Source organism: Streptomyces sp. NPDC091272, assembly GCF_044757485.1.
Lineage (GTDB): Bacteria > Actinomycetota > Actinomycetes > Streptomycetales > Streptomycetaceae > Streptomyces.
Genome location: NZ_JBIVVC010000006.1, coordinates 25,147 through 46,936 on the forward strand (window position 1 = coordinate 25,147; position 21,790 = coordinate 46,936).

Genomic DNA, 21,790 nt, shown 5'->3' on the forward strand with positions numbered 1-21,790 from the left:
GGGCCACGACATCCTGGGCCGGGGTGCCCCCGGGCGGCCTCAGACGGCCTCAGACGGCCAGGGTGACCGTGATGCGCTTGCCCGCGGGGAGCAGGGCGACGGTGCAGGCGGTGGCGAGTTCCTTCACGATGGCCCAGCCTCGTCCTCCCGGAGTTGCCGGGTCCGCCGGCGAGGCCAACTGCGGGAGCGCGGAGCTGGTGTCCTCGACCTGCAGGCTCAGTTGCGTGGCCTCCGGGTTGAGCTGCGCGCGGAAGCCGGTCAGCCCGCCCCCGTGACGCAGCGCGTTGCTGATCAGTTCCGTGGCTGCCAGATGGGCGTCGCCGCGTACGCGGGCGGTGTTGGGAGTGCGGGCGCAACGGTGCAGCAGCTCGGTGATCAGGGCACGCGCCCGGGTCGATGCCGTCTGGTCCCCGCACTCTTCCGCAGCCAGCTGGAAGGCGTCCTCCGGTGCGGGCCGTTGTGCGGGGGCGGTGCGGGGCATGGCAGAACCTCCTGTAAGGCTGCGTTTCCGAGCTGCGCCAGGTGTTCGGTGCAGCGACATCACTGCATGTGCCCGCCCCGCCCCCGGGTATGCCCTCTTCGTCCGGTTGCTCGCCCTGTCCGCGCTGCGGACCGCTCGTCGCTGGCGCGTCCCTGCGGCCCTGGCTGTCCCTGCCGCGCCCGTGCGTGCCTGCCGTGCCCCTGCGTATCTGCCGCGCCCCTGCGTGCGGTTACCCCGGCATCTGCGGTCGCCCGAGCATTTGATGTGAATTTCTTGCGCGTGATGGCGCATGGGTGTTTATACGCAGGGCAGAGCTGGAGTGGCACGAGGGGGCGGGCAACGGGCCGGCCAACAGGCGCAGACTGGAAGGAAACGACGATGGTGGCAGCAGCAGGGGTCGCGACGGTGGCGGAACGGAACAACACCGGCACGGCGATCGAGGAGATGACCCTGCCGCAGATCTCGGACCCCGCAACGGTCGCTCCGAAGAATGCCCGCGAGCTCTCGAAGCTGTTCCTCGACCGGCTCCAGGAGTTGGAAGAGGGCACGCACGAGTACGCGTACGCGCGCAACACCCTCATCGAGATGAACCTGTCGCTGGTGAAGTTCGCCGCCCGCCGCTTCCGCAACCGGGGCAGCGGCGACATGGAGGACATCGTCCAGGTCGGCACGATCGGGCTGATCAAGGCCATCGACCGGTTCGACCTGTCCCGTGAGGTGGAGTTCACCTCCTTCGCCATCCCGTACATCACCGGCGAGATCAAGCGCTTCTTCCGCGACACCACCTGGGCCGTGCACGTACCGCGCCGGCTCCAGGAACTCCGTACGGAACTGGCCAAGGCCAAGGAGCAGTTGGCAACGGTCCTGGACCGTGACCCCACAGTCGCCGAACTCGCCGAACTCCTCGAACTCGCCGAGGCCGAGGTCACCGACGGACTGGTGGCGTCCAACGGTTACACGGCCGGCTCCCTCGACCTGCCCGCCGACACGGGCGACGCAGGCTCCAAGTCGCCCACCTCGTACGCGGACTTCATCGGCGCCTGCGACCCGGGCATGGAACTCTTCGAAGACCTCCACACCCTGGCCCCGCTCCTGGCGAAGCTCTCCGACCGCGACCGGCGGATCCTGTCGATGCGCTTCGGCCAGGAACTGACCCAGGCCGAGATCGGCCAGGAACTCGGTGTCTCGCAAATGCAGGTCTCCCGCCTGCTGACCCGCATCCTGACCCAGCTCCGCGCGGGAATGCTCACCCAGGCCTGATCCGCACGCACGCTCCTGTGACGGGCCCCGTACCGACAGCACGGGGCCCGTACGTGTGCCCACAGCGCCCGTACGTGTGCCCACGGCGCCGGAGCACCGCTCGGTCCGTCCCCGACCCGGCTCGGCCCCGGCCCCGGCCCCGCCGCAGGGTTCAGGCGAAGCCGACGGCCAAGGTGGCCACCACCGGCGCCAGATACAGCACGGGGAAGGCGACGGTCTTGAACGAACGTGCGCGCAGTACGGTGACGACCGCTCCGAGGAAGTACGCGATCAGCCCCGCCGCAGCGATCACGCCGACGACCGGTACGGCGAGGCCCACCAGCAGACCGGCCGCCCCGAGCAGCTTGGCGGCGGCGAGCCAGGGCCACCAGGAACGCGGGACCCCGTAGGACACCAGTGGGTCGACCACGAAGGGCGCGCGCCGCAGCAGGGAGACCCCCGAGAAGGCCACCCACGCAGCGGTCAGAACGGTCAGGACAACGGCGAGGGACACAGCGAAACTCCTTGACTCACAAGGGCGGTGAGCCAATTTCCACCGCCAGGACCGAGCCTGCACCGAGGCGGCACGCGCATCAACAACGACTTCCGCAATGATCGATAACCCGGCATTATTGATCCGGGCCCGAACCTGGGGAGGGGCCGCAGGGGGAGGTGGGGAGTGGAGCTCCGGGACATCGAGATCTTTCTGACGCTCGCCGAGGAACTGCACTTCCGCCGGACCGCCGAACGCCTGCATGTCTCCCAGGCCCGGGTCAGCCAGGTCATCAAGACTCAGGAACGGCGCCTGGGTGGCGCACTGTTCGAGCGGACCAGCAGGACCGTGCGACTCACCCCGCTCGGCGATCAGTTGGCGAAGGCTCTGCGCAGCGGGTACGACAGCATCCAGCACGCCCTGTCCGAGGCCACCGCCTCCACCCACCGCGTCTCGGGCACCCTGACCCTCGGTGTCATGGGGGCCCTGGGGCACGAATTGCGGGGCATGGCGGCCGGGTTCGAGGCCCAGCACCCGGGTTGCGGTGTGCGGTTCCGCGAGATCCACTTCAGTGACCCCCTGGCACCCCTGCGCAGCGGTGCTGCCGATGTACTGCTGATCTGGCTGCCCGTCGCGGAGCCGGACCTCACGGTGGGGCCGGTGCTGTTGACCGAGGGCCGGGTGCTGGCCGTGGCCGGCTGGCACGAGCTTGCGGGGCACGCGGACGTGAGCATCGAGGTGCTCGCCGACCACCCGGTGCTGAGGCCGAGGTTCGGCCTTCCGGAGCCGTGGGGCGCGGCCATGCTGCCCGTCCGCACCCCTGGCGGCCGGCCCGTCAGCACGAGCGGTTCCCCGCTGGAGACCTTCCACGAGGCCCTGACCGAGGTCGCGGCCGGCGCCGGGGTCGCGCCGCTCAACGCCCATGTGCTGCGCTACTACTCCCACCCCGGTGTCACATTCGTTCCCATCCGGGACGTCCCGCCCACCGAATGGGCCCTGGTGTGGCGCACCACCGCCGAATCGGCACTGATCCGCGCCTTCGCCGACTTCGCCCGCACGCTGGGCCCGAGGGCGATGCACTGAGCGGTGCGTCAGCCGAGCGGCTGAGCCGAGCGTCAGCGGAGCCGCGCGTCAGCTGAGCCGAGCGTTCAGCCGAACCGCGCGCCGGCTGAGCCGAGCGTTCAGCCGAACCGCGCGCCGGCTGAGCCGAGCGTTCAGCCGAACCGCGCGTCAGCTGAGCCGAACGTTCAGCCGAACCGTACGCCGGCTGAGCCGTCCTCAGCTCCCCCTCACCGCGTGAGCTCGTGACCGTTTCACTCTGCCGAGTGGAGTCGGTGCCGCGCTCGGGGTACTTCGGCCAGCCGCGCCGCGGTCCCGTCGTGTTCGGTCCCCACGATGAGCGGATGTCACCCAGTCTGCGTTCTCTCGCCGTTCGCGTGGTTCCCGCGCTGTTCGCCGCCCAGGTCGCCTTCCTCCCCCTGCAGCCTGCCGCTGCCGCTGCCGCGCAAACCCTCGGGGCCCCGTGCCGGTCCGACGCCGGCTGTGGTTCGGTGGTCGTGGCCCCCGTCTCCCAGGCCACCCCTGACTTCGGCCCCTGTTCCAGCCCGGAACCGGTGGTGTGCCTGATCCGACGGGAGACCCCGCAGGAGCGTGAGGTCGCCCGTGATCAGCGGCTTCGCTACCACCACCTTCTCGAGGACATGGGACGCACCGAGTGCGACATGCGCGCACAGGGGCGCTCGGAGGAGGAGATCGCCCGCACCCTGGTCGACATGCGCAACGACGCCAAGGACGTCGTCCGGGCCGGCATGACCCGCGAACAGGTCGCGGAGCTGGAGGCGCGCAACCTGAAGAAGTACGGCAACCCCCTCGGCCCGACCGCCGACCAGCTCTACGTGAAGTACGGCTCCTGGGAGAAGGTCACCGGGGCCGCCACGCGGTCGAGCGCGGCCGTGGACCAGGAACTGGGCCTGGAATTCCACCACTGCTCCTGCCAGGTGGTCCGGGCCGCCTGAGCGGGCCGCCCCGCCGGGCGGAGTCCGCGAGCCGGAGTCGGGGAGCAGCCAACAGCCGCTCTCCCCGCTCCGGTCGGCACGCCGACCGGCCTTCCCCTTACTCCCCGACTCTCCGACCGGCGCGGATCTCTGCCCCGCTCAGAACGGTCTGCACCCCGAGGACCGGGTTGAGAGGTTCCACGAGCTCCCTGGTCGCCACGGCCACGAGGTGTGCGGGCGCCTCGCCCGCAAGCAGGGCGCCCACGTACTCGATGGCCTCCGCGGGCGAGAGCAGCGGCAGTCGTCGGCGCAAGGTCCGCGCAGCGTGCGTGCGTCCGCGTGCAACGGCTGCGCCGCGTAGCGCATCGTGCAGTTCGTCCACCGCGGTGCGCACCGGCAGCCCACGTATCCGGGCCCGGTAGTCGGCCTCCCACTCCCCGCTCGCCGCGGAGACGACGCCGACCTGGTGCAGCCCGCCGTCGACACGGTCGACCAGGTAGGGACCTGCGCCGACCAGCATGAACCGCGGGTCCCGAGTACGTACGAACTCCACCGACTGCCAGGAGACGATCCACACCAGCTCGTGCTCGTTGACGTTTCCCACGCGCGGTAGTCGCGCTCCAGTTGCTCCTCGACGGCCCGGACGGCCTCACCCCGTTCGATCACACGTGCAGCCTCCCGCACGGCCCCGCCTCCGGGCCAGCGAATTCGTACGGGGCGGCGGTGGATACCCTCCGGGGATGAGTAACGCGATGTGGGACGCCCTCGTGGCGACGCCCCTCCCCGAAGTGCGGCGCCGTGCGGCCGTCATGGACGAACGTGCCGGGGTCGAGCCGGTGGCCGTGCCCGGCGCGCGTCGTCTGGCCTGGAACGACGGCGGCGGTCAGTCCGCGGTCTGGTACTTCGCTGAGGACGGCCGCGTACTGCTGCTGACGTTCGACCACGAGTCGGAGCTGAACCTGTATGCCGAGGAGGACTACGCCCTTCAGGAGTCCCTCTACGACGGCGTGCCCGAATCCCTCGTCGCCCTGGTCCGCGACCGTCCCGAGAACTACGAGTCGCTGAACCTCACGGACTCCGCGACGGGCCGTTCCATTCACTACGCGGGCGGTGTCTTCTGGTACGACGGCACGCACTGGCACGTCTCCGAAGGCCTGGCGCGGTACTGCCGCCGGGAGGACATCGACCCGTTCGGCGAGTCCGGGTTCGAGTACTGCCTGCGCGGCTACCGCTTCGGCCAGGACTTCTCCTCCTGAACCGGTCCCTCGTGCTCTGGCGGGTTCACGCTGGAGGGGCCCGGTGCCGTACGGCACCGGGCCCCGAAGGAACTGCTACACCATCTGCCGGCCCTGGCTCTGCGCCGGCCTACTGTTTCCGACCGTCCGACCTGTGTGCCGTCGGAGGCCCGGGGATCGCGGTTGCTTGACCGGAGACCACCTCACTTACGCGATGTCCTGCGGTACCCGGACTCTGCATTTCCGTCCGGGCGATCCTGATGGCGCCTGCTCCTCCGTTCATCCCTCTGCGGATCATTCACTCAACTGCTGGTACTGCGTACTGCACTTGCTTCGTACTGCACTTGCGGAACTACCGGCGGCGGCCCCTGATCACTGCGGGCCACCCGGTCCGGTGGTCAGCCCCGTCGCCATCTGCCACTGACCGGCTTCGGAACTCCACCACCGCACCGCGTTACGGACTGCAACTGCGGTACAACTTCCCGGCAGTTCGTCTCTGCCGGGCTTGCTGTCTCTCTGGCTACGAGAGAAACCATAACCACCCCACACCCCAATGTCTACTCCAGCCAGCATAGATTCTTGGGCGTCCGAATCAGAGGTAACCGCGCGGCCCCGGCCGCCCGCTGCCCGCTACCCGCCGCGCGCCGCCCGCTGCCCGCCGCCCGCCGGCGGGGGAATGCGCTCCGGCACCCGGACAGAGTGGAGTGCATGAAGCGGGAGGACGGGGAAACCGTTGGGGCGGAGGGGTCTCATCCTCCGACGCTGTCCCCGGGGGCGCCCCCCGATGCCGTACGCCGCCGATGCTTCTGCCGCCGCAGGCTCCGTCCGAGAGGTCACCCATCATGCTCGTACCCAACCCGCAGGTCCTGCGCGACGTCCTGAACCGCCGGGCGGCGGCCCAGCAGGCCTATGACGCCTCCCCCGACGAGGCCAACCGGCTCGCGCTGGAGAACGTCTCCTACACGCTGTGCGTGATCACCGCGACCACCGGCGTACCCGAGGCCCTCGCAGCCGCGGAGCTCCTGCTGGCCCACCCCACGGTCCAGCACCGGAAGCAGGACACCGAGGCGCTCGCCGCCTAGGACGGCTTCACCGGCTGTTCCGCGTCCGCGCCCGGTCCCACGCCGCGTAGTAGGTGAGGATGTCCTCAAGAATTCCGGGGTGGCGCGGTCGCCGGCCGAGCACGGTGCGGGCCTTGGTGCTGTCGACGAGTTCGTCGCGGTCGGCGCAGCCCGACGGATTCCTGACCGTCGCAGGCGGCGAACCGACGATTCCCCGGGCAAGTGCGCCCCCCGGCGGCCGCCGCTCCCGCTACGAGGTGCAGGTCAGGGCGACCAGCGCCGCTTCACCCGCTTCACCCGCGCCGCCCGCGCCGCCCGGGGAAAGGAGCTGGAGCGCCAGGTAGCGCGCCGTGCGGTCGGTGCGCAGGATTCCGCGTGGCGACAGCTGTGCCGCGTCCTTGTAGGTACGGCCGTCCAGGCTGAACTCTACCTGTGCGGCCGGAATCCGACCGCCCCGCCACTCGGCGCGGACCTCGCCGATGTGGCATTCCCGGCCGAGGTCGACGACCATGCGGCCGCCGGGCCCCGGGGTCCAGGCCGTGCCCCTGTCCCCGTCGACCGCCGCCCGCGGGTCCGTCATACCGGCGGGCAGTGGCGAGGTCGGGAAGGTCGTGCGGCCGAGTGCCAGGTCGGCCAGCGGATACGCCGTGGCACGCGGCACGGTGACGGTGGTCGCGCGCCCCGCGCGGACCGTGGCACCGACGCTCCGGCCCTGGGCCGAGACGGTGACACGGCAGGCCGGTCCGCTCAGCCGTACGGTACGGCCGTCGATGACCTCGGCCCGCAGACCGACGGGGCGCCGCCCCGCGGAAAGGACCATGCGCGGTGGTGCCAACACCGCAGAGGCGGCGCCCAGTTCGGCGCGGTAGTCCGTGCCGGACTCCGTGAGGGTCTGGACGCCCTCGTAGAGCCGGACGCCCCCGGATGCCGGGTCCGGGATCGTCACGGTGGTGGCCACCGGGGCCGAGGAGAGATTGAAGAGGCTCAGGTGGTACTCGGTGAGGGCGGCCTTGACGTGCGCGGAGTCCGTCGCCGGTGTCTTGCGGGCTGCCGCGGCGCGCAGTTCCGTCGGCGTCGCGCCCGGGAAACCCTCGACCAGCAGGCTCGTCGCCGGCCCGTCGGAGAGGACGACCGTGTCGCCGTACACCGAGATCGGGTGGGTGGCGGAGCCCCGCACCACCAGGCCGGCCCGGCCGTCGACGTCCAGCCACCCGCCGCGGCTGGTGAGGTCGGGGCGCGGCCAGACGACCAGATCGGTCCACCGCTGCCCGTCGGGCGACCCCTGCAACCGGTACGCGCGACCCGCCGCGCTCTCCCAGCGCAGCGTCACCCGGTCCACCGCGAGGGAGGCACCGAGGTCCACGGCGAGCCAGCTGTCCGCCTTGGAGCGGTCCGCGCGCGACACCGCCCAGCGGCTCGTCCCGTCCCCGTCGACCGCCAGCGAGGGCTCCTTGCCCGGCTCGAAGGACGAGGCGGAAGCCGTCGCCCCGGCGCGGCGGGCCAGGTCGTCCCCCAACGAGCCGTCGCGGATCTCGAAGGCGTGGAGCGAGTAGCCGTACGACGGGTCGGGCCGTACGCCCTGCATCCGAAGGTGGCGGAACTGGTCGCGGGGAAAGGTCAGTTCGTCCACGCGCGGCCCTGCGGACGTCGAGCTGCCGGTCTTCGCCGGGACCGTCCCGCTCCCTTCGGACACCCGGTAGGTGCGGCTGCCGTCGAGGCCGGGCACGCCCGGCATGGCCAGGTTGTGCACTTCCAGGTGCCCCTCACCGTCCGCCGTGCCGGAGGAGGCGTACACCACCGCTCCCGACGGGAGCGTGGCGAACCCCGCGTGCCCCTGTTCCAGGGTCAGCACGCTCGCGCTTCCGTCGAAGCCGTCCCGCAGTCGCTCGTACGTGACCACGTTCCGCCCGACGACCTCGGCCCGGGTGCTCGGCAGGAACATCGGTGTCGTACCACTGAGCGCGAACAGCCAGTCGTCGTGCGCGGGTTGCCAGGCGAACTTGACGAAGTCCGGCTTGCTGACGACGCCTGCCCACGCTCCGGGGGACTGGTGGGACACCAGGCCCGGTCCCGCGCCGTGGTCCTGGACGCCGCTCGCCTGCTCGAAGAGTTCGGCCTGGGACAGGGGCCGTACGCGGCCGTTCCCCGAGCGGGCCCGCCACTCGTGCAGCAGATAGCTGATGGCCACCTCCGCGCGCGCTTCCGGCTCGTACTTGGGCTCCCCCGAGAACTTGGCGATACGGTGCTCCGGCGGGTACTGCTGGTACCCCTCCAGGCGTTCTGCGAGAGCTAGTTCGCATGCCGCGGCCGTACGGTCGCCGAGTACCTGCGCCAGGAAGGCGAGCGGGATCACGTCGCGGCCGTAGAGGCGCTCGCGGTCGGCGACCATCGGCATCAGGGGCTCGCCCGCGTCACTCATCACGCCCAGCAGGGTGCGCCACAGGGGAGCGGCGTTCGGCTGCGAGGTGAGCACCTCGGGCAGGGCGCGGCCCGCGGTCAGGAAGTGGGCGGCGTTGCGTCCGGAGGTGCGCCAGAGCTCCTGCTGGTAGTGCGGGCCGAACGAGCCGTGGTTCTCCACGATGAAGGTGTCGTACAGGTTCTGCGCGGTGTTCGCGCTGACGGAGACCCCGTCGACGCGGGCCGGGTTGGCGAGGTCGGCGGCCGGGAGGCCCGCCTCGTTGCGACTCCACCGGCCGAAGGCGGCGCGCCACGTCTCGTACCGCTGGTCGTCGCCCGCCCACGCCAGGCCGGGGGCGAGTGCCTGGGCGTAGATGCCCATCTCCTCCAGTTTGGTGTCACCGTCGAAGCCGCCAAGGAGCCCGTTCGGACCCCAGTCTCCGGAGTCGGGGTCGTCAGCGGTGCCCAACGCCGTGGTGAACTGCGCCTGTTCACGGGCAATCGTGTCGACATGACGTCGCGTCACGTCGTCGAGGTCGTCCCAGAGCAGACGTGCGGCCAGGACGAAGTAGGACTGGAAGGTGGTGTCGAAGAACAGCCGCCTGCCCCACTGCGTGCCGCCGGTGAGCCGGTTGGAGGCGGCGAAGTGCTTCAACGTGGCGAGCGTCCGGGTGCGCAGCGTGTCCAGGTCGACCCCGGCGCGTTCGGCGTCGAAGGTGCCCCGGGTCAGCAGGACGGCGTTGCCGAGCACGACGGCGAACCCGAAGTCCTTGTCGGTGTAGTGCCCCTGGGCCGGGTCCCACCGGGTCTCGGACCAGCGCGTGTGATTGAGGAGGACCCGGTAGTACGTCTCCGCGACCGCGTCCGGCGCCGCGGCGGCCGCGGCCTCCCCCGGACCGAGGGCGACCGGGAGAGCGGCGGCGACACCGGCGACACCGAGTATCTGCAGGGCGTTCCGGCGCGTGAGTCCCGAGGATTGCGGCGACATGGGCGACATAGCGGTACGACCTTCCGAACGACAACGTTGTCAGCTGGCGATCATTGTTCGGACGCGGGGTGGGCGCGTCAAGGGAGATGGAGGGGGCGGGGCGGTCGGGGCGGAGGGGTGGTCGGGGGGTGTGGGGACCGGGGTTGGGGCCCAGGCCTCAGGCCGCGGCCCGGAGACGCGGCAGGTCAAAGGGCCGGTCGCACCTCCCCTCCCTGCGCGCTCTGGCGCTTGATTAGGGCAAGCGGGGCTCTTGGCGATGGCCGGTGCCGGGGCGGGGCAATCGTCCGGCGGACCGCCTCGACTAGCCCGCGCGCACCGTGTCCACCCTCACCACCAGCAGCACCTGATACCGGGTCTCCTGCACAGGAGAGAGGTCACCCGGAGAGGCGCCGCGCTTCCGACAGAGCTAGCGCCCACGGGTACTTGACCAACTGCTCGCCGCCCGTGCCCGGTTCGTGAGGCTCCCACTCACCCGGCCCGTACAGCACCCGAACACCCCACTCGCGCAGGACCGCCACCGAACGACGCGTCGAGGGGTGAGCATCCAGTGCGGTCGACCAAAATGGCAGGGCGACGGTGGGAACGCCGACCCCGACCATCTCGATGATGACCCCCAGCGCATAGGTGTCCGAGATGTCGGCAGCCAGTTTGTTCGCCGTGTTCATCGTCATCGGCGCACACACCACGGCGTCCGCTTTCGGATTGCTCTTCTGCTCGCCCGAGCGGCTCCACGCGGAGCGGACCGGCCGGCCCGTCACCTCGGCCAGCCCCTGCACGTCGAGGAGGCCGCCTCGACGGCCACCGGCGTGCCGATCACGCAGACATCCCATCCGGTGTCGACGGCCTCGCCGACCAAGGCGCCGACCTCGGAGGCGGGGCCGGCCGCGCAGGCCACGACGTACAACACCGGGGCGGTCATACCGGCACCGCCGCACGGGAAGCCAGTTGCCGCAGCTCGGGCAGTCGGACCGCCCGATCACGTGCCACCATCTCGCCGATCAATTCTTTCACCACCGGTCGCGACAACACTTCCTCCTCCGCTTCCTTCTCCGCAGCCGGCAGCGCCGTCACCGCCTTGTCCGGCCGGCCGCACAGGTGCAGGGATCGCGCCACGTCCATCCAGTACACCGCGCGGCGCCCCACGTGCACCCGCTCCGGTTCGCCCCACCCATGGACAGGTCGACGGCCGGAGCGGACCGCTCAGGTCGACGGCCGGAGCGGGCCGCAGTACCGCCCACTGCGCGCCGCATCATCGGCCAGACCGCCGGCTTCCTCGCCGCGTCCGCGTCGGCCCCCGGGCCGGGGCCCTTCACCCCTCACCCTCCCCCAAACCTCCGCGTCGCCGCGAGAATCGCGTCCTGCATCGCGGGGCTTCCCGTGTGGCCCGAGTCGTCGATCACCTTGAGTTCCGCGTCCGGCCACGCCTTGGCCAGCTCCCACGCGGTCTTCAGCGGGCTCCCCAGGTCGAGCCGGCCGTGCACCAGCACCGCAGGAATCCCCGCCAACCTGCCCGCCTCGCGCAGTAGTTGACCGTCCTCAAGCCAAGCATCGTGCGCGAAGTAGTGCGCGCAGATCCGCACGAAGGCCATCAGCGCATCGCCGGGCTTGTCGCTGTACGCGCCGGGCCTGCCCAGTGCCTCGTGGGCGATGACGGCGTCCTCCCAAGCACACCAGTCCTGGGCCGCCTTTACCCGGACTGCCTCGTCCGGGCTGTTCACCAGTCGGTTGTAGGCCGCCACGAGGTTGCCTCCCCGGTCCGCCTCCGGCAGCGCGTCGCGGAACGCTTCCCAGGGGCCGGGCAGCAGCCGGCCGACCCTGTGGTAGAGCCAATCGGTTTCCTCGGGCCTGGTCATGGTGACGCCTGCGACGACGATCTCGGAGACCCGCTCGGGGTGACGCTCGGCATACGCGAGAATCAGCGTCGAGCCCCAGGAGCCGCCGTACAGGAGCCAGCGCTCGATGCCCAAATGCTTACGTAGCCGCTCCATGTCGGCGACGAGGTGGTGCGTGGTGTTGAGTTCGAGGCTGACGTCCGGGTCCGAGGCGTGCGGTGTGCTCTCGCCACAGCCACGCTGGTCGAACAGGACGATCCGGTACGTCTCGGGATCGAACATCCGACGACTGCCGCGGCGCCCCCCGCTGCCGGGGCCGCCGTGCACGCACAGGGCCGCCTTTCCGTCCGGGTTGCCGCTCGTCTCCCAATAGATCTGGTTGCCGTCGCCGACATCGAGCAAACCGTGCGCGTACGGTTCAACCGTCGGGAACGGCTGGGTCATGGCGGTTTCCTCCTGGGGCGCGAAGGACAGCTTCGCGAGGTTGGTCGAGGACGACGAGCACGGGAACGGGCTCTCTCAATTCTGTCCCGCGCGCCCGCCACCGCGATGACCTCCGTGTCCGCGCCGTCGAAAAACCGTTCGACGATCCGTCCTGTGCAGGGCATGCTCCCCACTCGTGACGACACCGCAGCAGCTCCTGGTCCAGATCGCCGCCCGCAACAACGCCGAATGGTGCGCGGCGATGAGCCGAGCACACGACGTGGCAAGCTCGTTCGACGGACAGGCCTGGACGGCTTCGGCCCGTACTCCCCTCTACTACCCCGACGCCGTGACGCTGGTACCCGGCGCCGACCCGGCCGCGCTGACGGCGCGTATCGACGTCACCGCGCCCGGCGCCTCGGTCAAGGACAGCTTCGCCGACCTCGACCTGTCGGGAGCCGGCTTCCGCGTGCTGTTCGAGGCGCAGTGGATCCACCGCCCGGCAGGCGCGCCCGCCGGTGTCTCTGACCTCGGCTGGGTCGTGGTGCGCGATGCGGACCTGTTGCGCGACTGGGCGCACGCCTGGGACGGCGGGAACGGCGACGCCGGCCTCTTCCGTCCCGAGTTGCTCGACGACCCGGCCACCTTCGTGCTCGCCGGACGGTCGCCCGACGGCCGGGTGGTGGCCGGAGCGGTGGCCGGCCGCAGCGGTCACGCGGTCGGAATCTCCAACATCTTCGCCCTGGACGGCGGCCCCGACGCGGCATGGCCGCTCGTGCTGGACGCGGCGCACCGGCTGTTCCCGGGCCTGCCCCTGGTCGGCTACGAGCACGGGCAGGATCTGACGGCGGCCGTCCGCCACGGCTTCCAGCCGGTCGCTCCGCTGCGGGTCTGGCTGCGGAATTGACGGGATGGACGGGGTGGAACTGCGGCACACACGCGCGGGCCACACACGTACGGACGCACCGAATGCACCGGTCCGCCATGATGGGGCAATGAGGACTCTGCCTGTGCTTGTTTTCGACGGCGACTGCGGCTTCTGCACCGCCTCGGCGGAGTTCGCGGTACGGCACGTCCGGCCTCGCTGCGAGGTCGTCGCGTGGCAGTTCAGCGACCTGGAGGCACTCGGCGTCCGCCAGGAGCGAGCCGAGTACGAAGTGCTGTGGGTGACTCCGGTGGGCACGGTGTACGGGGGCGCGCAGGCAGTGGCCAAGGCTCTGCTGAGTGCGGGCGGGGCATGGCCGCTGGTGGGCGCCCTTCTCACGCTGCCGCCCGTGCGCTGGGTCGCGCACGGTCTCTACCGGCTGGTGGCCGACAACCGCCACCGTCTGCCCGGCGGAACCGCCGCGTGCGCACGGCCCGCCCAACGGCCATGACGCGACGGCCTGTGCACCTGTGACGTAGCCGTTCCGCGAATGGGAACGTACCCATAGAGTGCGGTGGGTGCGGCGAGGGCTGTGCGGGCTTCGCCGCACGCACGCAGCCGTACGCATCCGAGCGCCATCCGTACGCAGCCGCGTGCATCCGTACGCACCCGCACGCACCGGAATCAGGAGTGGCGAGTGAGCGAGCAGATCATCCGATGGGGAATTCTGGCCACCGGCGCCATGGCCGCCGCCTTCACCGAGGACCTGTCGCGTGAGCCCGGTGCTCGGGTGACGGCCGTCGGGTCGCGGTCGGAGGCCGGCGCACGGCAGTTCGCGCGTCGGTTCGGCATCCCCCGGGTGCACGGTGGTCCGCACGAGCTGGCGGCCGACCCCGAGGTCGACGTCGTCTACGTCGCCACCCCCCACGCACACCACGTGACGGCCGCGACGGCCTGCCTGGAGGCCGGAAAGCCGGTGCTGTGCGAGAAGCCGTTCGCGCTGAGCGGCCGGCAGGCCCGCCTCCTGACCGAACTCGCCGCGCGGCGGGGTCTGTTCCTGATGGAGGCGATGTGGACGTACGTGCATCCGCTGGTGCGCCGTGTCGTGGAACTGACGGCCGACGGCGCCATCGGCGAGATCCGCTCCCTGCACGCCCGCTTCGGGGCCCGGGTGACCGTTCCGGCGGAGCACCGGCTCCGGGACCCGGCCGCCGGTGGTGGCGCGCTGCTGGACCTGGGCACCTACCCGGTGTCGTTCGCGCAACTGCTCCTCGGCGCCCCGGAGTCGGTCACGGCGCACGCGCGACTGTCGCCGCGGGGCGTCGACGAACAGACCGGCATCCTGCTGGGACACCCCGGCGGGGCCATGGCCGTGCTGTCGTGTTCGCTGCTCGCCGACGACGAGCACGGGGCGGTGGTGTACGGCACGAAGGGGCGCATCGAGATACCGGCCGACTTCTACAACCCGCCCTCCTTCGTGCTCCACCGCGACGGACACGAGCCGCGGGAGTTCACCGCACCGCCGCAGCGGGGCAACGGATACGGTCACCAGGCGCAGGAGGTGATGCGGTGCCTGCGGTCGGGGCTGACCGAGTCGCCGCTCGTGCCGTTGGCCGGCACCCTCGCGGTCATGGACACGCTGGACGCGGTCCGCGCCCTGATCGGCGTGCGCTACCCCGGGGAGTGAGAGCGGCACGAGCCTGCCCCCTCCCCCGGATGCCGGGGACGGGGCGGGCTCGTGTCTCGGCACCACCCTTCGAGGAGGGTGCACCGGAACCCGGTCAGGCCGGCAGGACGCCCGTCCGCGCGACCTCGGAGTACCAGCGGGCACTCGCCTTGGGGATACGGGCGCCGGTCGGATAGTCGACGTAGACGGCGCCGAAGCGCTTGCTGTAACCGTGTGCCCACTCGAAGTTGTCCAGCAGCGACCAGAGGAAGTAGCCCCGTACGTCCGCGCCTTCCGCGATGGCCTGGTGGACGGCGGCGAGATGGCCGTGCAAGTAGGCGATGCGGGCGGGGTCGTTGACGTTGCCCGAGGGGTCGGCGTAGTCGTCGAACGCGGCGCCGTTCTCCGTGATGACCAGCGGCGTGCCGGGGAAGTCGCAGGCCAGTCGGCGCAGCAGGTCGTGCAGACCGCTGGGGTCGACGGCCCAGCCCATGGCGGTGGTCGCGCCCGGCGGCTGGTGGAAGGCGACCTCGCGCGCGCCCGGCCACGGGCTGTGGGCGCTCCTGCCGTGTCCGTCCGAGGTGTGGGCGCCGCTTCCGTCGGCCTGGGAGACGAGGGTGGGGGTGTAGTAGTTGACGCCGAGGAAGTTCAGCGGCTGGTGGATCTGCCGGAGGTCGTCGTCGTCGACGAAGGACCAGTCGGTCAGCGCCGCGGTGTCCTTGAGCAGGTCCTCCGGGTAGGCGCCCCGCAGCATCGGGCCGGTGAAGACCCGGTTGGCCAGTGCGTCGATGCGCCGGACCGCGTCGGCGTCGGCGTCGCTGCCGGTGAGCGGGCGCACGTGGTGGATGTTGAGCGTGACCGAGCACCGGCTGTCCGCGGGGGTCCGCTCCCGTACCGCCTGGACGGCCAGGCCGTGGGCCAGGTTGAGGTGATGGGCGGCGCGCAGGGCGGCGACCTGGTCGGTGCGGCCGGGGGCGTGCACGCCGGAGCCGTAGCCGAGGAAGGCGCTGCACCAGGGCTCGTTGAGGGTGGTCCAGGTGTGGACCCGGTCCCCCAGCGCGTCGGCGGCCAGGGCCGCGTATTCCGCGAACCGCTCGGCGGTGGCGCGCTCCGGCCAGCCGCCGGCGTCCTCCAACTCCTGCGGCAGGTCCCAGTGGTAGAGGGTGGCGACCGGCTGGATGTTCTTGGCCAGCAGTTCGTCGACGAGCCGCCGGTAGAAGTCGAGTCCCTTCTGTACGGCGGGGCCGCGGCCGGTGGGCTGGATCCTCGGCCAGGCGAGCGAGAAGCGGTAGGCGCCGATGCCGAGGTCGGCCATGAGGGCGACGTCCTCGCGCCAGCGGTGGTAGTGGTCGGTGGCCGTGTCCCCGGTGTCGCCGTTGCGGACCCGGCCGGGGGTGCGGGCGTAGGTGTCCCAGATGGACGGCGTGCGGCCGTCCTCTGCCGCAGCACCCTCGATCTGGTAGGAGGCGGTGGCCGAGCCCCACAGGAAGCCTTCGGGGAAGGTGCGGGCGGGCTCCGGGGTGGGGACGGTGTGCTGGTGCGCTTCGGTGACCACGTGTGTCCGTTCCTGGTGAAGTGTGCGAAGTGGGGTGAGAAGGGGACGCTCGGCGCAGGGACGAGCGGCCGTCGGCGCGGGGACGATCTGCCGTGCGTGGGGGGACAATCTGCCGTGAGTGGGGGGGATCTGCCGTGGGTGGGGGGGACGATCTGCCGTGGGTGGGGGGACGATCTGCCGTGGGTGGGGGCGTCAGCCCTTGACGGCGCCCGCCATGATGCCGCTGACGATCTGACGCCCGAAGACGACGAACATCGCCAGCAGCGGCAGCGTGCCGAGCAGCGCGCCGGCCATGATCAGGGACTGGTCGCGTACGTATCCGGCGCTGAGCTGGGTGAGGGCGACGGGGACGGTCGGGTTGGTGATGTCGAGCACCACGAAGGGCCAGAAGAAGTCGTTCCAGGCGTGCACGAACGTGATCATGAACAGGACCGCCATCGGGGGCCGTGCCACGGGCAGCACGATGCTCCAGAAGATGCGCAGGGAGTGCGCCCCGTCCACGCGGGCGGCCTCGACCAGTTCGTCCGGCAGCGCTTCGGCAAGGTACTGCCGCATGAAGAAGACGCCGACCGCACTCACCAGGGTGGGGAAGATGACGGCGGGCAGCTCCTGCGACCAGCCCAGCTCGGACATCATCATGAACAGTGGGACGACGCCGAGTTGGGGCGGCACCATCATGGTGCCGATCACGAGCATGAGCAGGACGTTGCGGCCCTTGAAGCGCAGCTTGGCGAAGGCGAACCCGGCCAGCGTCGCGAACATGACCGTGGACAGCGCGATGACACCGGCCACGATCAGACTGTTGAGCATGGCCTTGCCCATCGCCGCCTCGGTCCAGGCGCGGGCGAGGTTGCTGAGGAGGTTGGGTCCTGGCAGCAGCGGTGGCGGTGTCTGGCTGACCCGGGTGTTGTCGGTCGAGGCGGCCACCATCGTCCAGTACAGCGGGAAGATCGACACGATGGCGGTGATCGCGAGCAGGATGTAGGCGAGCGGACCGGCGTGGTGCTGACGGCCGGCGCGTTGGCCGAGCAGCCGGCGGCCGGTGCGGGCGGCCTTCTCCGGGGCGGTCCGGGGCCGGGGGTCCGTCCGGGCCGGGAGGCTGTCTGTGGTCATGGGGGCTCCTGGTCAGGACGTACGGGAGCGCAGGCGCTTGATGAGCCGGTGCGCCAGGAGGACGAGGACGAGCAGCAGGAACATCGCCCAGGCGACGGTCGCCGAGCGGCCCATCTGGTAGTTCTTCCAGCCCTCCTCGTACAGCAGCAGCCCGAGCGTCTGGTACTGGTTGTCGGCGCCGCCCGTCACTCCGTTGGGGCCCTGCCCGAAGATCAGCGGCTCGCCGAACAGCTGCGTCGCGCCGATGGTGGAGAGCACGATGGTGAAGACGATCGTGGAGCGGATGCCGGGCACGGTGACGTGGGTGAACTGCTGCCAGCGGGAGGCGCCGTCGAGGGCCGCCGCTTCGTAGCGGTCGGCCGGGATGGCCTGCATGGCGGCCAGGTAGAGCAGCGCGTTGTAGCCGGTCCAGCGCCAGATGACGATGGCGGAGATCGCGGCCTGGGCGGGCCACTTGTCGGCCTCCCAGTTCACCGGGTCCAGACCGACCAGCCCGAGCACCCAGTTGATCATGCCGAAGTCGCGTTCGAAGAGCATCGTGAACACGAGGGCGGCGGCACCCACCGACGTGGCGTACGGCACGAGCGAGGCGATACGGAAGAAGAGTGAGCCGCGCATCTTGTAGTTGAGCAGATGGGCCAGACCGAGCGCCAACAGCAGTTGCGGCACCGTGGAGATGACGCCGATGGTGACGGTGTTGGCGGCGGCGTTCCAGAACCGGGGGTCGTTCCACAGGTCGATGTAGTTGTCGAGACCCACCCACTCCATGAGGTCGAGCGTGGCCAGCTCCACCCGGTGCAGGGAGATCCAGGAGGTGTAGACGAGGGGGTAGAAGCTGAACGCGGCGAACACGACGAAGAACGGGGCGACGAACGCGTACGGCGCGCCCTTGACGTCCAGCCGGTGCAGCAGCGGGACGCGCCGCCGGCCGCCCGCGTCTTCTTCGCCCGGCGCGCGGGACGGCCCAGGGCGCCGGCCGGTCCTGGCCTTGCTGGTGGAGGTGGCCACCGGATTTCCTTCCTGACAGCAGGGATGTGGGCCGTTGCCCCGGGCCCGCCGACGTCGTGCGGCGGGCCCGGACGGCCCGGTGGACGACGGTCAGCCGACTGCCTTCTCGATGCGCTGCGCGGTGGTCTGCCAGGCCTTGTCGCGCGCGGTGCCCTGCTCCACCAGGGCCAGTCCCTGGGAGAAGGTGTCCTTGATCGTGCCGTCCTTGCGGCCGAGGACCTGCTTGTCCGGGATCTCGCGGGCGGCCGCGCCGAAGATCTGGCCGATCGGGGCGTTGTTGAAGTACTCGGAGGTGACGTTCTGGACCTCGGGCGCCTGCAACGCCTGCTGCGACGACGGCACACTGCCCTGCTTCTCGAAGATGTGCGCCTGCTGCTCGGGGGCGGTCAGCCAGGCGACGAGCTTCTTGGCCTCCTCCTGCACCGGGCTCTGCTTCACCACACCGAGGAAGGAACCGCCCCAGTTGGCGCCCTTGGGGGCCTTGGCGACATCCCACTTGCCCTTGTTGGCGGGCCCTGCCTTCTCCCCTATGTGACCGAGCATCCAGGCCGGGCAGACCGCCGTGGCGAACGTGCCGTTGGCCAGGCCCGGGTCCCAACCGGGCTGGAACTGGCGCAGTTTGGCGGAGAGGTCGCCCTCGGCGGCGTCGGCGGCGAGGCTCCAGGCCTCCTTGACGGCGGGATTCTTGTCGAAGATCAGGTCGCCCTTGGCGTTGTAGTACTGCTCGGAGTGGCCGTAGACCATGGCGTTGAACAGACCGCTGGCCGCGTCCATGTACGCCACGCCGTCACCCTTGAAGTCCTTCTTGAACGTGCGGCCGACCGCCACGTACTTCTTCCAGTCGCCCTGCCACAGCTTGGCGACGGCCGCACGGTCGGTGGGCAGACCGGCCTTCTCGAAGTAGTCCTTGCGGTAGCAGATGGCCATCGGGCCGATGTCGGTGCCGAGACCGAGCACATGGCCGTCGGCGGTGGTGATCTGGGACTGCTTCCAGGGCAGGAAGTGGTCGGTGCCGCTCACGTCGGCGAAGTCCACGAACTTGTCGGCCTGGGTGTCGACGATCTCCTTGGCCCGGCCGATCTCGATGCCCTGGATGTCCTTCAGGCCCTTGCCCCCGGCCAGCCGCGTCTGCAGGGCGGTGTAGTAGGTCTGCTCGTCACCGGCTGTCTCGGCCTTGATGTCGACGTTCGGGTTCTCCTTCTCGTACTGCTCCAGAAGGCCCGTCTCCTTGAACCCCATCACCCCGTACATGCCCATGGTGATGGTGACCTTGCCGTCCTTCGTGCCGCCGCCCGTCGCCGACCCGTCCGCGCCTGCGCAACCGACGACGAGCGCGAGCGCACCGGCGGTCGCGGCGGCGGCGACCACCCTCGTACGCGATGTCCTGCGAGCAGTACTCATGACTTCCTCCTAGCGGCGGCGCTGACGCACCGGTGACGGTTCAAGGGGGTGGGGCAAAGGCGGCCAAATGCGTTGTGGGTACGTGCCCAAAGTTGACTGGGAACGTGCCCACCGGCGGATCGAAGACTCGTGGTGTCGAGCGCTCATGTCAATGGCTTGTAAACAATTGGTTGCCCGAACGGTCGGCCCGCGTTCGTTTCATGACGCTGGACGGGTGCTGCCGCCGCCGGGATGTCTGCCACAATTGCGGCTGGTCACGTCCCCCGCGGCGATGCTGCGGCAGCCGTCCGGAGGAGCCCATGCCAGGCAACCGACAGCCCACGATCAAAACCGTCGCCGCGCGCGCCGGTGTGGGGCGGACCACGGTGTCCCGCGTGGTCAACGGCTCGGACCTGGTCAGCGCGGAGGCCCGCGCACGGGTCCTTGCGGCGATCAAGGAGCTGAACTACGTTCCCAACTCCGTGGCCAGGGGTTTGGTGACCAGCCGCACCGACTCGGTGGCCCTGGTGATCCCGGAGTCCGAGAGCCGGCTCGGTTCGGAGCCGTACTTCGCCGCCCTGATCCGCGGGGTGAGCGCGGCGCTCGCCGACACCAGGACACAGCTGCAACTGACGCTCGTCCGCGACCGGTCCGAACGGGACCAGATGATCGCCTCGGTGACCACCCGCCGGGTCGACGGCGTGCTGCTGGTCTCGGTCCACGCGGACGACCCGCTGCCCGGCATGCTGGAGGAGATGGGCCTGCCGACCGTGCTGGCCGGCCGCCGGGACGAGCGGGAGAACCTGAGTTACGTCGACTCCGACAACGCGGGCGGCGCCGCGGCGGCCGTCCGGCACCTGCTGGACGGAGGTCGCCGCCGCATCGCCACCATCACCGGCCCGCTCGACATGGACGTCAGCCGCAGCCGGCTGGCCGGCTGGCGCGACGCCCACGGTGGGACGGGGGTGCACGCCGACGAATCCCTGGTGGCGGGCGGGGACTTCACCGAGGAAGGGGGGCGTCACGCCATGCGTTCGCTTCTTGAACGCGCACCGGATCTGGATGCTGTCTTCGCCGCGTCGGACCTCATGGCGGTGGGCGCCCTGGCCGAACTGCGCCGGCAGGGCCGGCAGGTGCCGGGCGACGTCGCCGTCGTCGGGTTCGAGGACTCCGTGCTCGCCCGCCACACCCACCCGCCGCTGACCACGGTGCGTCAGCCGGTCGAGGAACTCGGCCGCACGATGGCCCGGATCCTGACCGACATCACGCGGCACGGGGCGGAGCGGCAGCAGGTGACCTTGCCGACCAGGCTGATCGTGCGGGAGTCGTCTTGAGGCCGCCCGGCCGGGTGCACGGGTGGCCGGGCGCACTGTCGCCCCGCTGCCCGATACGTCATCACGTGCGTACGCACGGGCAGGGGCGAGCGAGCTTCCGCCCGGCGCCGACACGCTGGTTGGACTCCCGGTCATGAAGGCAAGGAACCCGGCCACGACCGGCGGCGCGTCTGCCGAGCTCGGCGTCCTTGACGCCGGGCAGCTGACGTCCGACCCGGAACTCCGGGCCGCTTTCGCGGAGTCCGCCCACCGGATCCTGTCGGAACTGGTCCGTGGAGGCGCCGCGCTGGGCTGGGTCGACCCACCCGCACACGACGAGGTGGCGGAACTTCTGCGCCATGTCGTCTCCGCGGTGCGGGCCGGGGACGCGTCCTTGCGTGTCGCCTACCTCGACCGTCGGCTGGTCGGGCTGGGGTACTGGCTTCGGCACACCCGGCCCACCCATCGGCCGCACGCCGATCTGGAGAAGATCGCGGTGGCCGCTGCCGCACACGGCCGTGGTGTCGGCCGGGCGCTGACCGCCGCCCTGGTCGACGACGCCCGGCATGCGGGTATCGAGGTCCTCACGCTGGACGCCCGTGGCGACAACACCCGTGCCCTGCGGCTGTACCGGTCGCTGGGTTTCACCGAGTACGGCAGGCTGCCCGACTACGTCGCGGTCGGGCAGCAACGCTACGACAAGGTCTTCTGCATGCTGGACATCCGCCGGCAGAACTAGCAGGCCAT

The 21,790-nt window shown here is 70.8% G+C and carries 22 protein-coding genes; 10 read left to right on the forward strand and 12 right to left on the reverse strand.

Annotated elements, in window-relative coordinates; genetic code table 11:
* Positions 1 to 49: 49 nt before the first annotated feature.
* Positions 50 to 481 (reverse strand): ATP-binding protein, encoded by a 432-nt coding sequence (locus ACIQM4_RS18185; RefSeq protein WP_401592434.1) that lies wholly within the window; start codon positions 479 to 481, stop codon positions 50 to 52.
* A 378-nt stretch (positions 482 to 859) separates the two neighbouring features.
* On the opposite strand from ACIQM4_RS18185, the gene ACIQM4_RS18190 reads away from it, so the two are divergent.
* Positions 860 to 1,741, forward strand: a complete 882-nt coding sequence (locus ACIQM4_RS18190; RefSeq protein WP_401592436.1) for a SigB/SigF/SigG family RNA polymerase sigma factor — start codon at positions 860 to 862, stop codon at positions 1,739 to 1,741.
* A gap of 151 nt (positions 1,742 to 1,892) precedes the next feature.
* On the opposite strand, the gene ACIQM4_RS18195 is transcribed toward ACIQM4_RS18190, so the two are convergent.
* Positions 1,893 to 2,234 (reverse strand): DoxX family protein, encoded by a 342-nt coding sequence (locus tag ACIQM4_RS18195; protein ID WP_401592438.1) that lies wholly within the window; start codon positions 2,232 to 2,234, stop codon positions 1,893 to 1,895.
* A gap of 165 nt (positions 2,235 to 2,399) precedes the next feature.
* On the opposite strand from ACIQM4_RS18195, the gene ACIQM4_RS18200 reads away from it, so the two are divergent.
* Both ACIQM4_RS18200 and ACIQM4_RS18205 read left to right on the forward strand, forming a co-directional pair.
* Positions 2,400 to 3,296 carry a LysR family transcriptional regulator gene (locus ACIQM4_RS18200; RefSeq protein WP_401592440.1) on the forward strand — a complete coding sequence of 299 codons (897 nt, stop codon included), beginning with the start codon at positions 2,400 to 2,402 and terminating at the stop codon, positions 3,294 to 3,296.
* A gap of 320 nt (positions 3,297 to 3,616) precedes the next feature.
* A complete protein-coding gene (locus ACIQM4_RS18205) occupies positions 3,617 to 4,228 on the forward strand; it encodes a hypothetical protein (RefSeq protein ID WP_401592442.1) in 612 nt (203 codons plus the stop codon).
* A 97-nt stretch (positions 4,229 to 4,325) separates the two neighbouring features.
* Here the strand turns inward: ACIQM4_RS18205 and ACIQM4_RS18210 are convergent, their stop codons facing one another.
* On the reverse strand, positions 4,326 to 4,811 hold the full coding sequence (locus tag ACIQM4_RS18210) for a YrhB domain-containing protein (protein ID WP_401592443.1): 486 nt from the start codon (positions 4,809 to 4,811) through the stop codon (positions 4,326 to 4,328).
* Between the two features lie 136 nt (positions 4,812 to 4,947).
* Here ACIQM4_RS18210 and ACIQM4_RS18215 point away from each other — a divergent pair, with 136 nt between their 5' ends.
* Both ACIQM4_RS18215 and ACIQM4_RS18220 read left to right on the forward strand, forming a co-directional pair.
* On the forward strand, positions 4,948 to 5,463 hold the full coding sequence (locus tag ACIQM4_RS18215) for a hypothetical protein (protein ID WP_401592445.1): 516 nt from the start codon (positions 4,948 to 4,950) through the stop codon (positions 5,461 to 5,463).
* An 821-nt stretch (positions 5,464 to 6,284) separates the two neighbouring features.
* The gene (locus ACIQM4_RS18220; protein ID WP_401592447.1) at positions 6,285 to 6,524 is read left to right on the forward strand and encodes a DUF5133 domain-containing protein; all 240 of its coding nucleotides are present in this window, start codon (positions 6,285 to 6,287) and stop codon (positions 6,522 to 6,524) included.
* A gap of 229 nt (positions 6,525 to 6,753) precedes the next feature.
* On the opposite strand, the gene ACIQM4_RS18225 is transcribed toward ACIQM4_RS18220, so the two are convergent.
* The 5 genes from ACIQM4_RS18225 to pip all read right to left on the reverse strand — a co-directional run bounded on the left by ACIQM4_RS18225 (position 6,754) and on the right by pip (position 12,164).
* Positions 6,754 to 9,888 carry a discoidin domain-containing protein gene (locus ACIQM4_RS18225; protein WP_401592449.1) on the reverse strand — a complete coding sequence of 1,045 codons (3,135 nt, stop codon included), beginning with the start codon at positions 9,886 to 9,888 and terminating at the stop codon, positions 6,754 to 6,756.
* 374 nt (positions 9,889 to 10,262) lie between these two features.
* Positions 10,263 to 10,664, reverse strand: a complete 402-nt coding sequence (locus tag ACIQM4_RS18230) for a flavoprotein (RefSeq protein ID WP_401592451.1) — start codon at positions 10,662 to 10,664, stop codon at positions 10,263 to 10,265.
* On the reverse strand, positions 10,643 to 10,807 hold the full coding sequence (locus ACIQM4_RS18235; RefSeq protein ID WP_401592453.1) for a hypothetical protein: 165 nt from the start codon (positions 10,805 to 10,807) through the stop codon (positions 10,643 to 10,645). The genes ACIQM4_RS18230 and ACIQM4_RS18235 overlap by 22 nt, the downstream gene beginning before the upstream one ends.
* Positions 10,804 to 11,007, reverse strand: coding sequence for a hypothetical protein (locus ACIQM4_RS18240; protein ID WP_401592455.1), 204 nt, complete (start codon positions 11,005 to 11,007; stop codon positions 10,804 to 10,806). The genes ACIQM4_RS18235 and ACIQM4_RS18240 overlap by 4 nt, the downstream gene beginning before the upstream one ends.
* Before the next feature lie 197 nt (positions 11,008 to 11,204).
* Complete coding sequence (gene pip / locus ACIQM4_RS18245) at positions 11,205 to 12,164, reverse strand: prolyl aminopeptidase (RefSeq protein WP_401592457.1); 960 nt, start codon at positions 12,162 to 12,164, stop codon at positions 11,205 to 11,207.
* Positions 12,165 to 12,339: 175 nt separating this feature from the next.
* On the opposite strand from pip, the gene ACIQM4_RS18250 reads away from it, so the two are divergent.
* The 3 genes from ACIQM4_RS18250 (at position 12,340) to ACIQM4_RS18260 (ending at position 14,695) form a co-directional block, all read left to right on the forward strand.
* Positions 12,340 to 13,050, forward strand: a complete 711-nt coding sequence (locus ACIQM4_RS18250) for a hypothetical protein (RefSeq protein ID WP_401592459.1) — start codon at positions 12,340 to 12,342, stop codon at positions 13,048 to 13,050.
* Positions 13,051 to 13,138: 88 nt separating this feature from the next.
* A complete protein-coding gene (locus ACIQM4_RS18255) occupies positions 13,139 to 13,519 on the forward strand; it encodes a thiol-disulfide oxidoreductase DCC family protein (protein WP_401592461.1) in 381 nt (126 codons plus the stop codon).
* Between the two features lie 186 nt (positions 13,520 to 13,705).
* Positions 13,706 to 14,695 (forward strand): Gfo/Idh/MocA family protein, encoded by a 990-nt coding sequence (locus tag ACIQM4_RS18260; RefSeq protein WP_401592462.1) that lies wholly within the window; start codon positions 13,706 to 13,708, stop codon positions 14,693 to 14,695.
* Between the two features lie 94 nt (positions 14,696 to 14,789).
* Here ACIQM4_RS18260 and ACIQM4_RS18265 read toward each other — a convergent pair whose 3' ends face one another.
* From ACIQM4_RS18265 to ACIQM4_RS18280, 4 genes are all read right to left on the reverse strand, one after another.
* A complete protein-coding gene (locus tag ACIQM4_RS18265; protein WP_401592464.1) occupies positions 14,790 to 16,229 on the reverse strand; it encodes a GH1 family beta-glucosidase in 1,440 nt (479 codons plus the stop codon).
* Between the two features lie 192 nt (positions 16,230 to 16,421).
* Positions 16,422 to 17,342 (reverse strand): carbohydrate ABC transporter permease, encoded by a 921-nt coding sequence (locus ACIQM4_RS18270; RefSeq protein ID WP_401592466.1) that lies wholly within the window; start codon positions 17,340 to 17,342, stop codon positions 16,422 to 16,424.
* A gap of 12 nt (positions 17,343 to 17,354) precedes the next feature.
* Positions 17,355 to 18,350 carry a carbohydrate ABC transporter permease gene (locus ACIQM4_RS18275; protein ID WP_401592468.1) on the reverse strand — a complete coding sequence of 332 codons (996 nt, stop codon included), beginning with the start codon at positions 18,348 to 18,350 and terminating at the stop codon, positions 17,355 to 17,357.
* A gap of 90 nt (positions 18,351 to 18,440) precedes the next feature.
* Complete coding sequence (locus ACIQM4_RS18280) at positions 18,441 to 19,751, reverse strand: ABC transporter substrate-binding protein (protein WP_401592470.1); 1,311 nt, start codon at positions 19,749 to 19,751, stop codon at positions 18,441 to 18,443.
* Positions 19,752 to 20,050: 299 nt separating this feature from the next.
* Here ACIQM4_RS18280 and ACIQM4_RS18285 point away from each other — a divergent pair, with 299 nt between their 5' ends.
* Entirely contained in the window at positions 20,051 to 21,064 is a 1,014-nt protein-coding gene (locus ACIQM4_RS18285; protein WP_401592472.1) for a LacI family DNA-binding transcriptional regulator, read from the forward strand.
* Between the two features lie 133 nt (positions 21,065 to 21,197).
* On the forward strand, positions 21,198 to 21,782 hold the full coding sequence (locus ACIQM4_RS18290; protein ID WP_401592474.1) for a GNAT family N-acetyltransferase: 585 nt from the start codon (positions 21,198 to 21,200) through the stop codon (positions 21,780 to 21,782).
* Positions 21,783 to 21,790: the final 8 nt, after the last annotated feature.

Coding starts and splice junctions, on each gene's coding strand:
- ACIQM4_RS18185 (WP_401592434.1), bottom strand. CDS start 481: ATGCCCCGCACCGCCCCCGCACAACGGCCCGCACCGGAGGACGCCTTC.
- ACIQM4_RS18190 (WP_401592436.1), top strand. CDS start 860: ATGGTGGCAGCAGCAGGGGTCGCGACGGTGGCGGAACGGAACAACACC.
- ACIQM4_RS18205 (WP_401592442.1), top strand. CDS start 3,617: ATGTCACCCAGTCTGCGTTCTCTCGCCGTTCGCGTGGTTCCCGCGCTG.
- ACIQM4_RS18215 (WP_401592445.1), top strand. CDS start 4,948: ATGAGTAACGCGATGTGGGACGCCCTCGTGGCGACGCCCCTCCCCGAA.
- ACIQM4_RS18220 (WP_401592447.1), top strand. CDS start 6,285: ATGCTCGTACCCAACCCGCAGGTCCTGCGCGACGTCCTGAACCGCCGG.
- ACIQM4_RS18225 (WP_401592449.1), bottom strand. CDS start 9,888: ATGTCGCCGCAATCCTCGGGACTCACGCGCCGGAACGCCCTGCAGATA.
- ACIQM4_RS18235 (WP_401592453.1), bottom strand. CDS start 10,807: ATGACCGCCCCGGTGTTGTACGTCGTGGCCTGCGCGGCCGGCCCCGCC.
- ACIQM4_RS18240 (WP_401592455.1), bottom strand. CDS start 11,007: ATGGACGTGGCGCGATCCCTGCACCTGTGCGGCCGGCCGGACAAGGCG.
- pip (WP_401592457.1), bottom strand. CDS start 12,164: ATGACCCAGCCGTTCCCGACGGTTGAACCGTACGCGCACGGTTTGCTC.
- ACIQM4_RS18255 (WP_401592461.1), top strand. CDS start 13,139: ATGAGGACTCTGCCTGTGCTTGTTTTCGACGGCGACTGCGGCTTCTGC.
- ACIQM4_RS18270 (WP_401592466.1), bottom strand. CDS start 17,342: ATGACCACAGACAGCCTCCCGGCCCGGACGGACCCCCGGCCCCGGACC.
- ACIQM4_RS18280 (WP_401592470.1), bottom strand. CDS start 19,751: ATGAGTACTGCTCGCAGGACATCGCGTACGAGGGTGGTCGCCGCCGCC.
- ACIQM4_RS18285 (WP_401592472.1), top strand. CDS start 20,051: ATGCCAGGCAACCGACAGCCCACGATCAAAACCGTCGCCGCGCGCGCC.
- ACIQM4_RS18290 (WP_401592474.1), top strand. CDS start 21,198: ATGAAGGCAAGGAACCCGGCCACGACCGGCGGCGCGTCTGCCGAGCTC.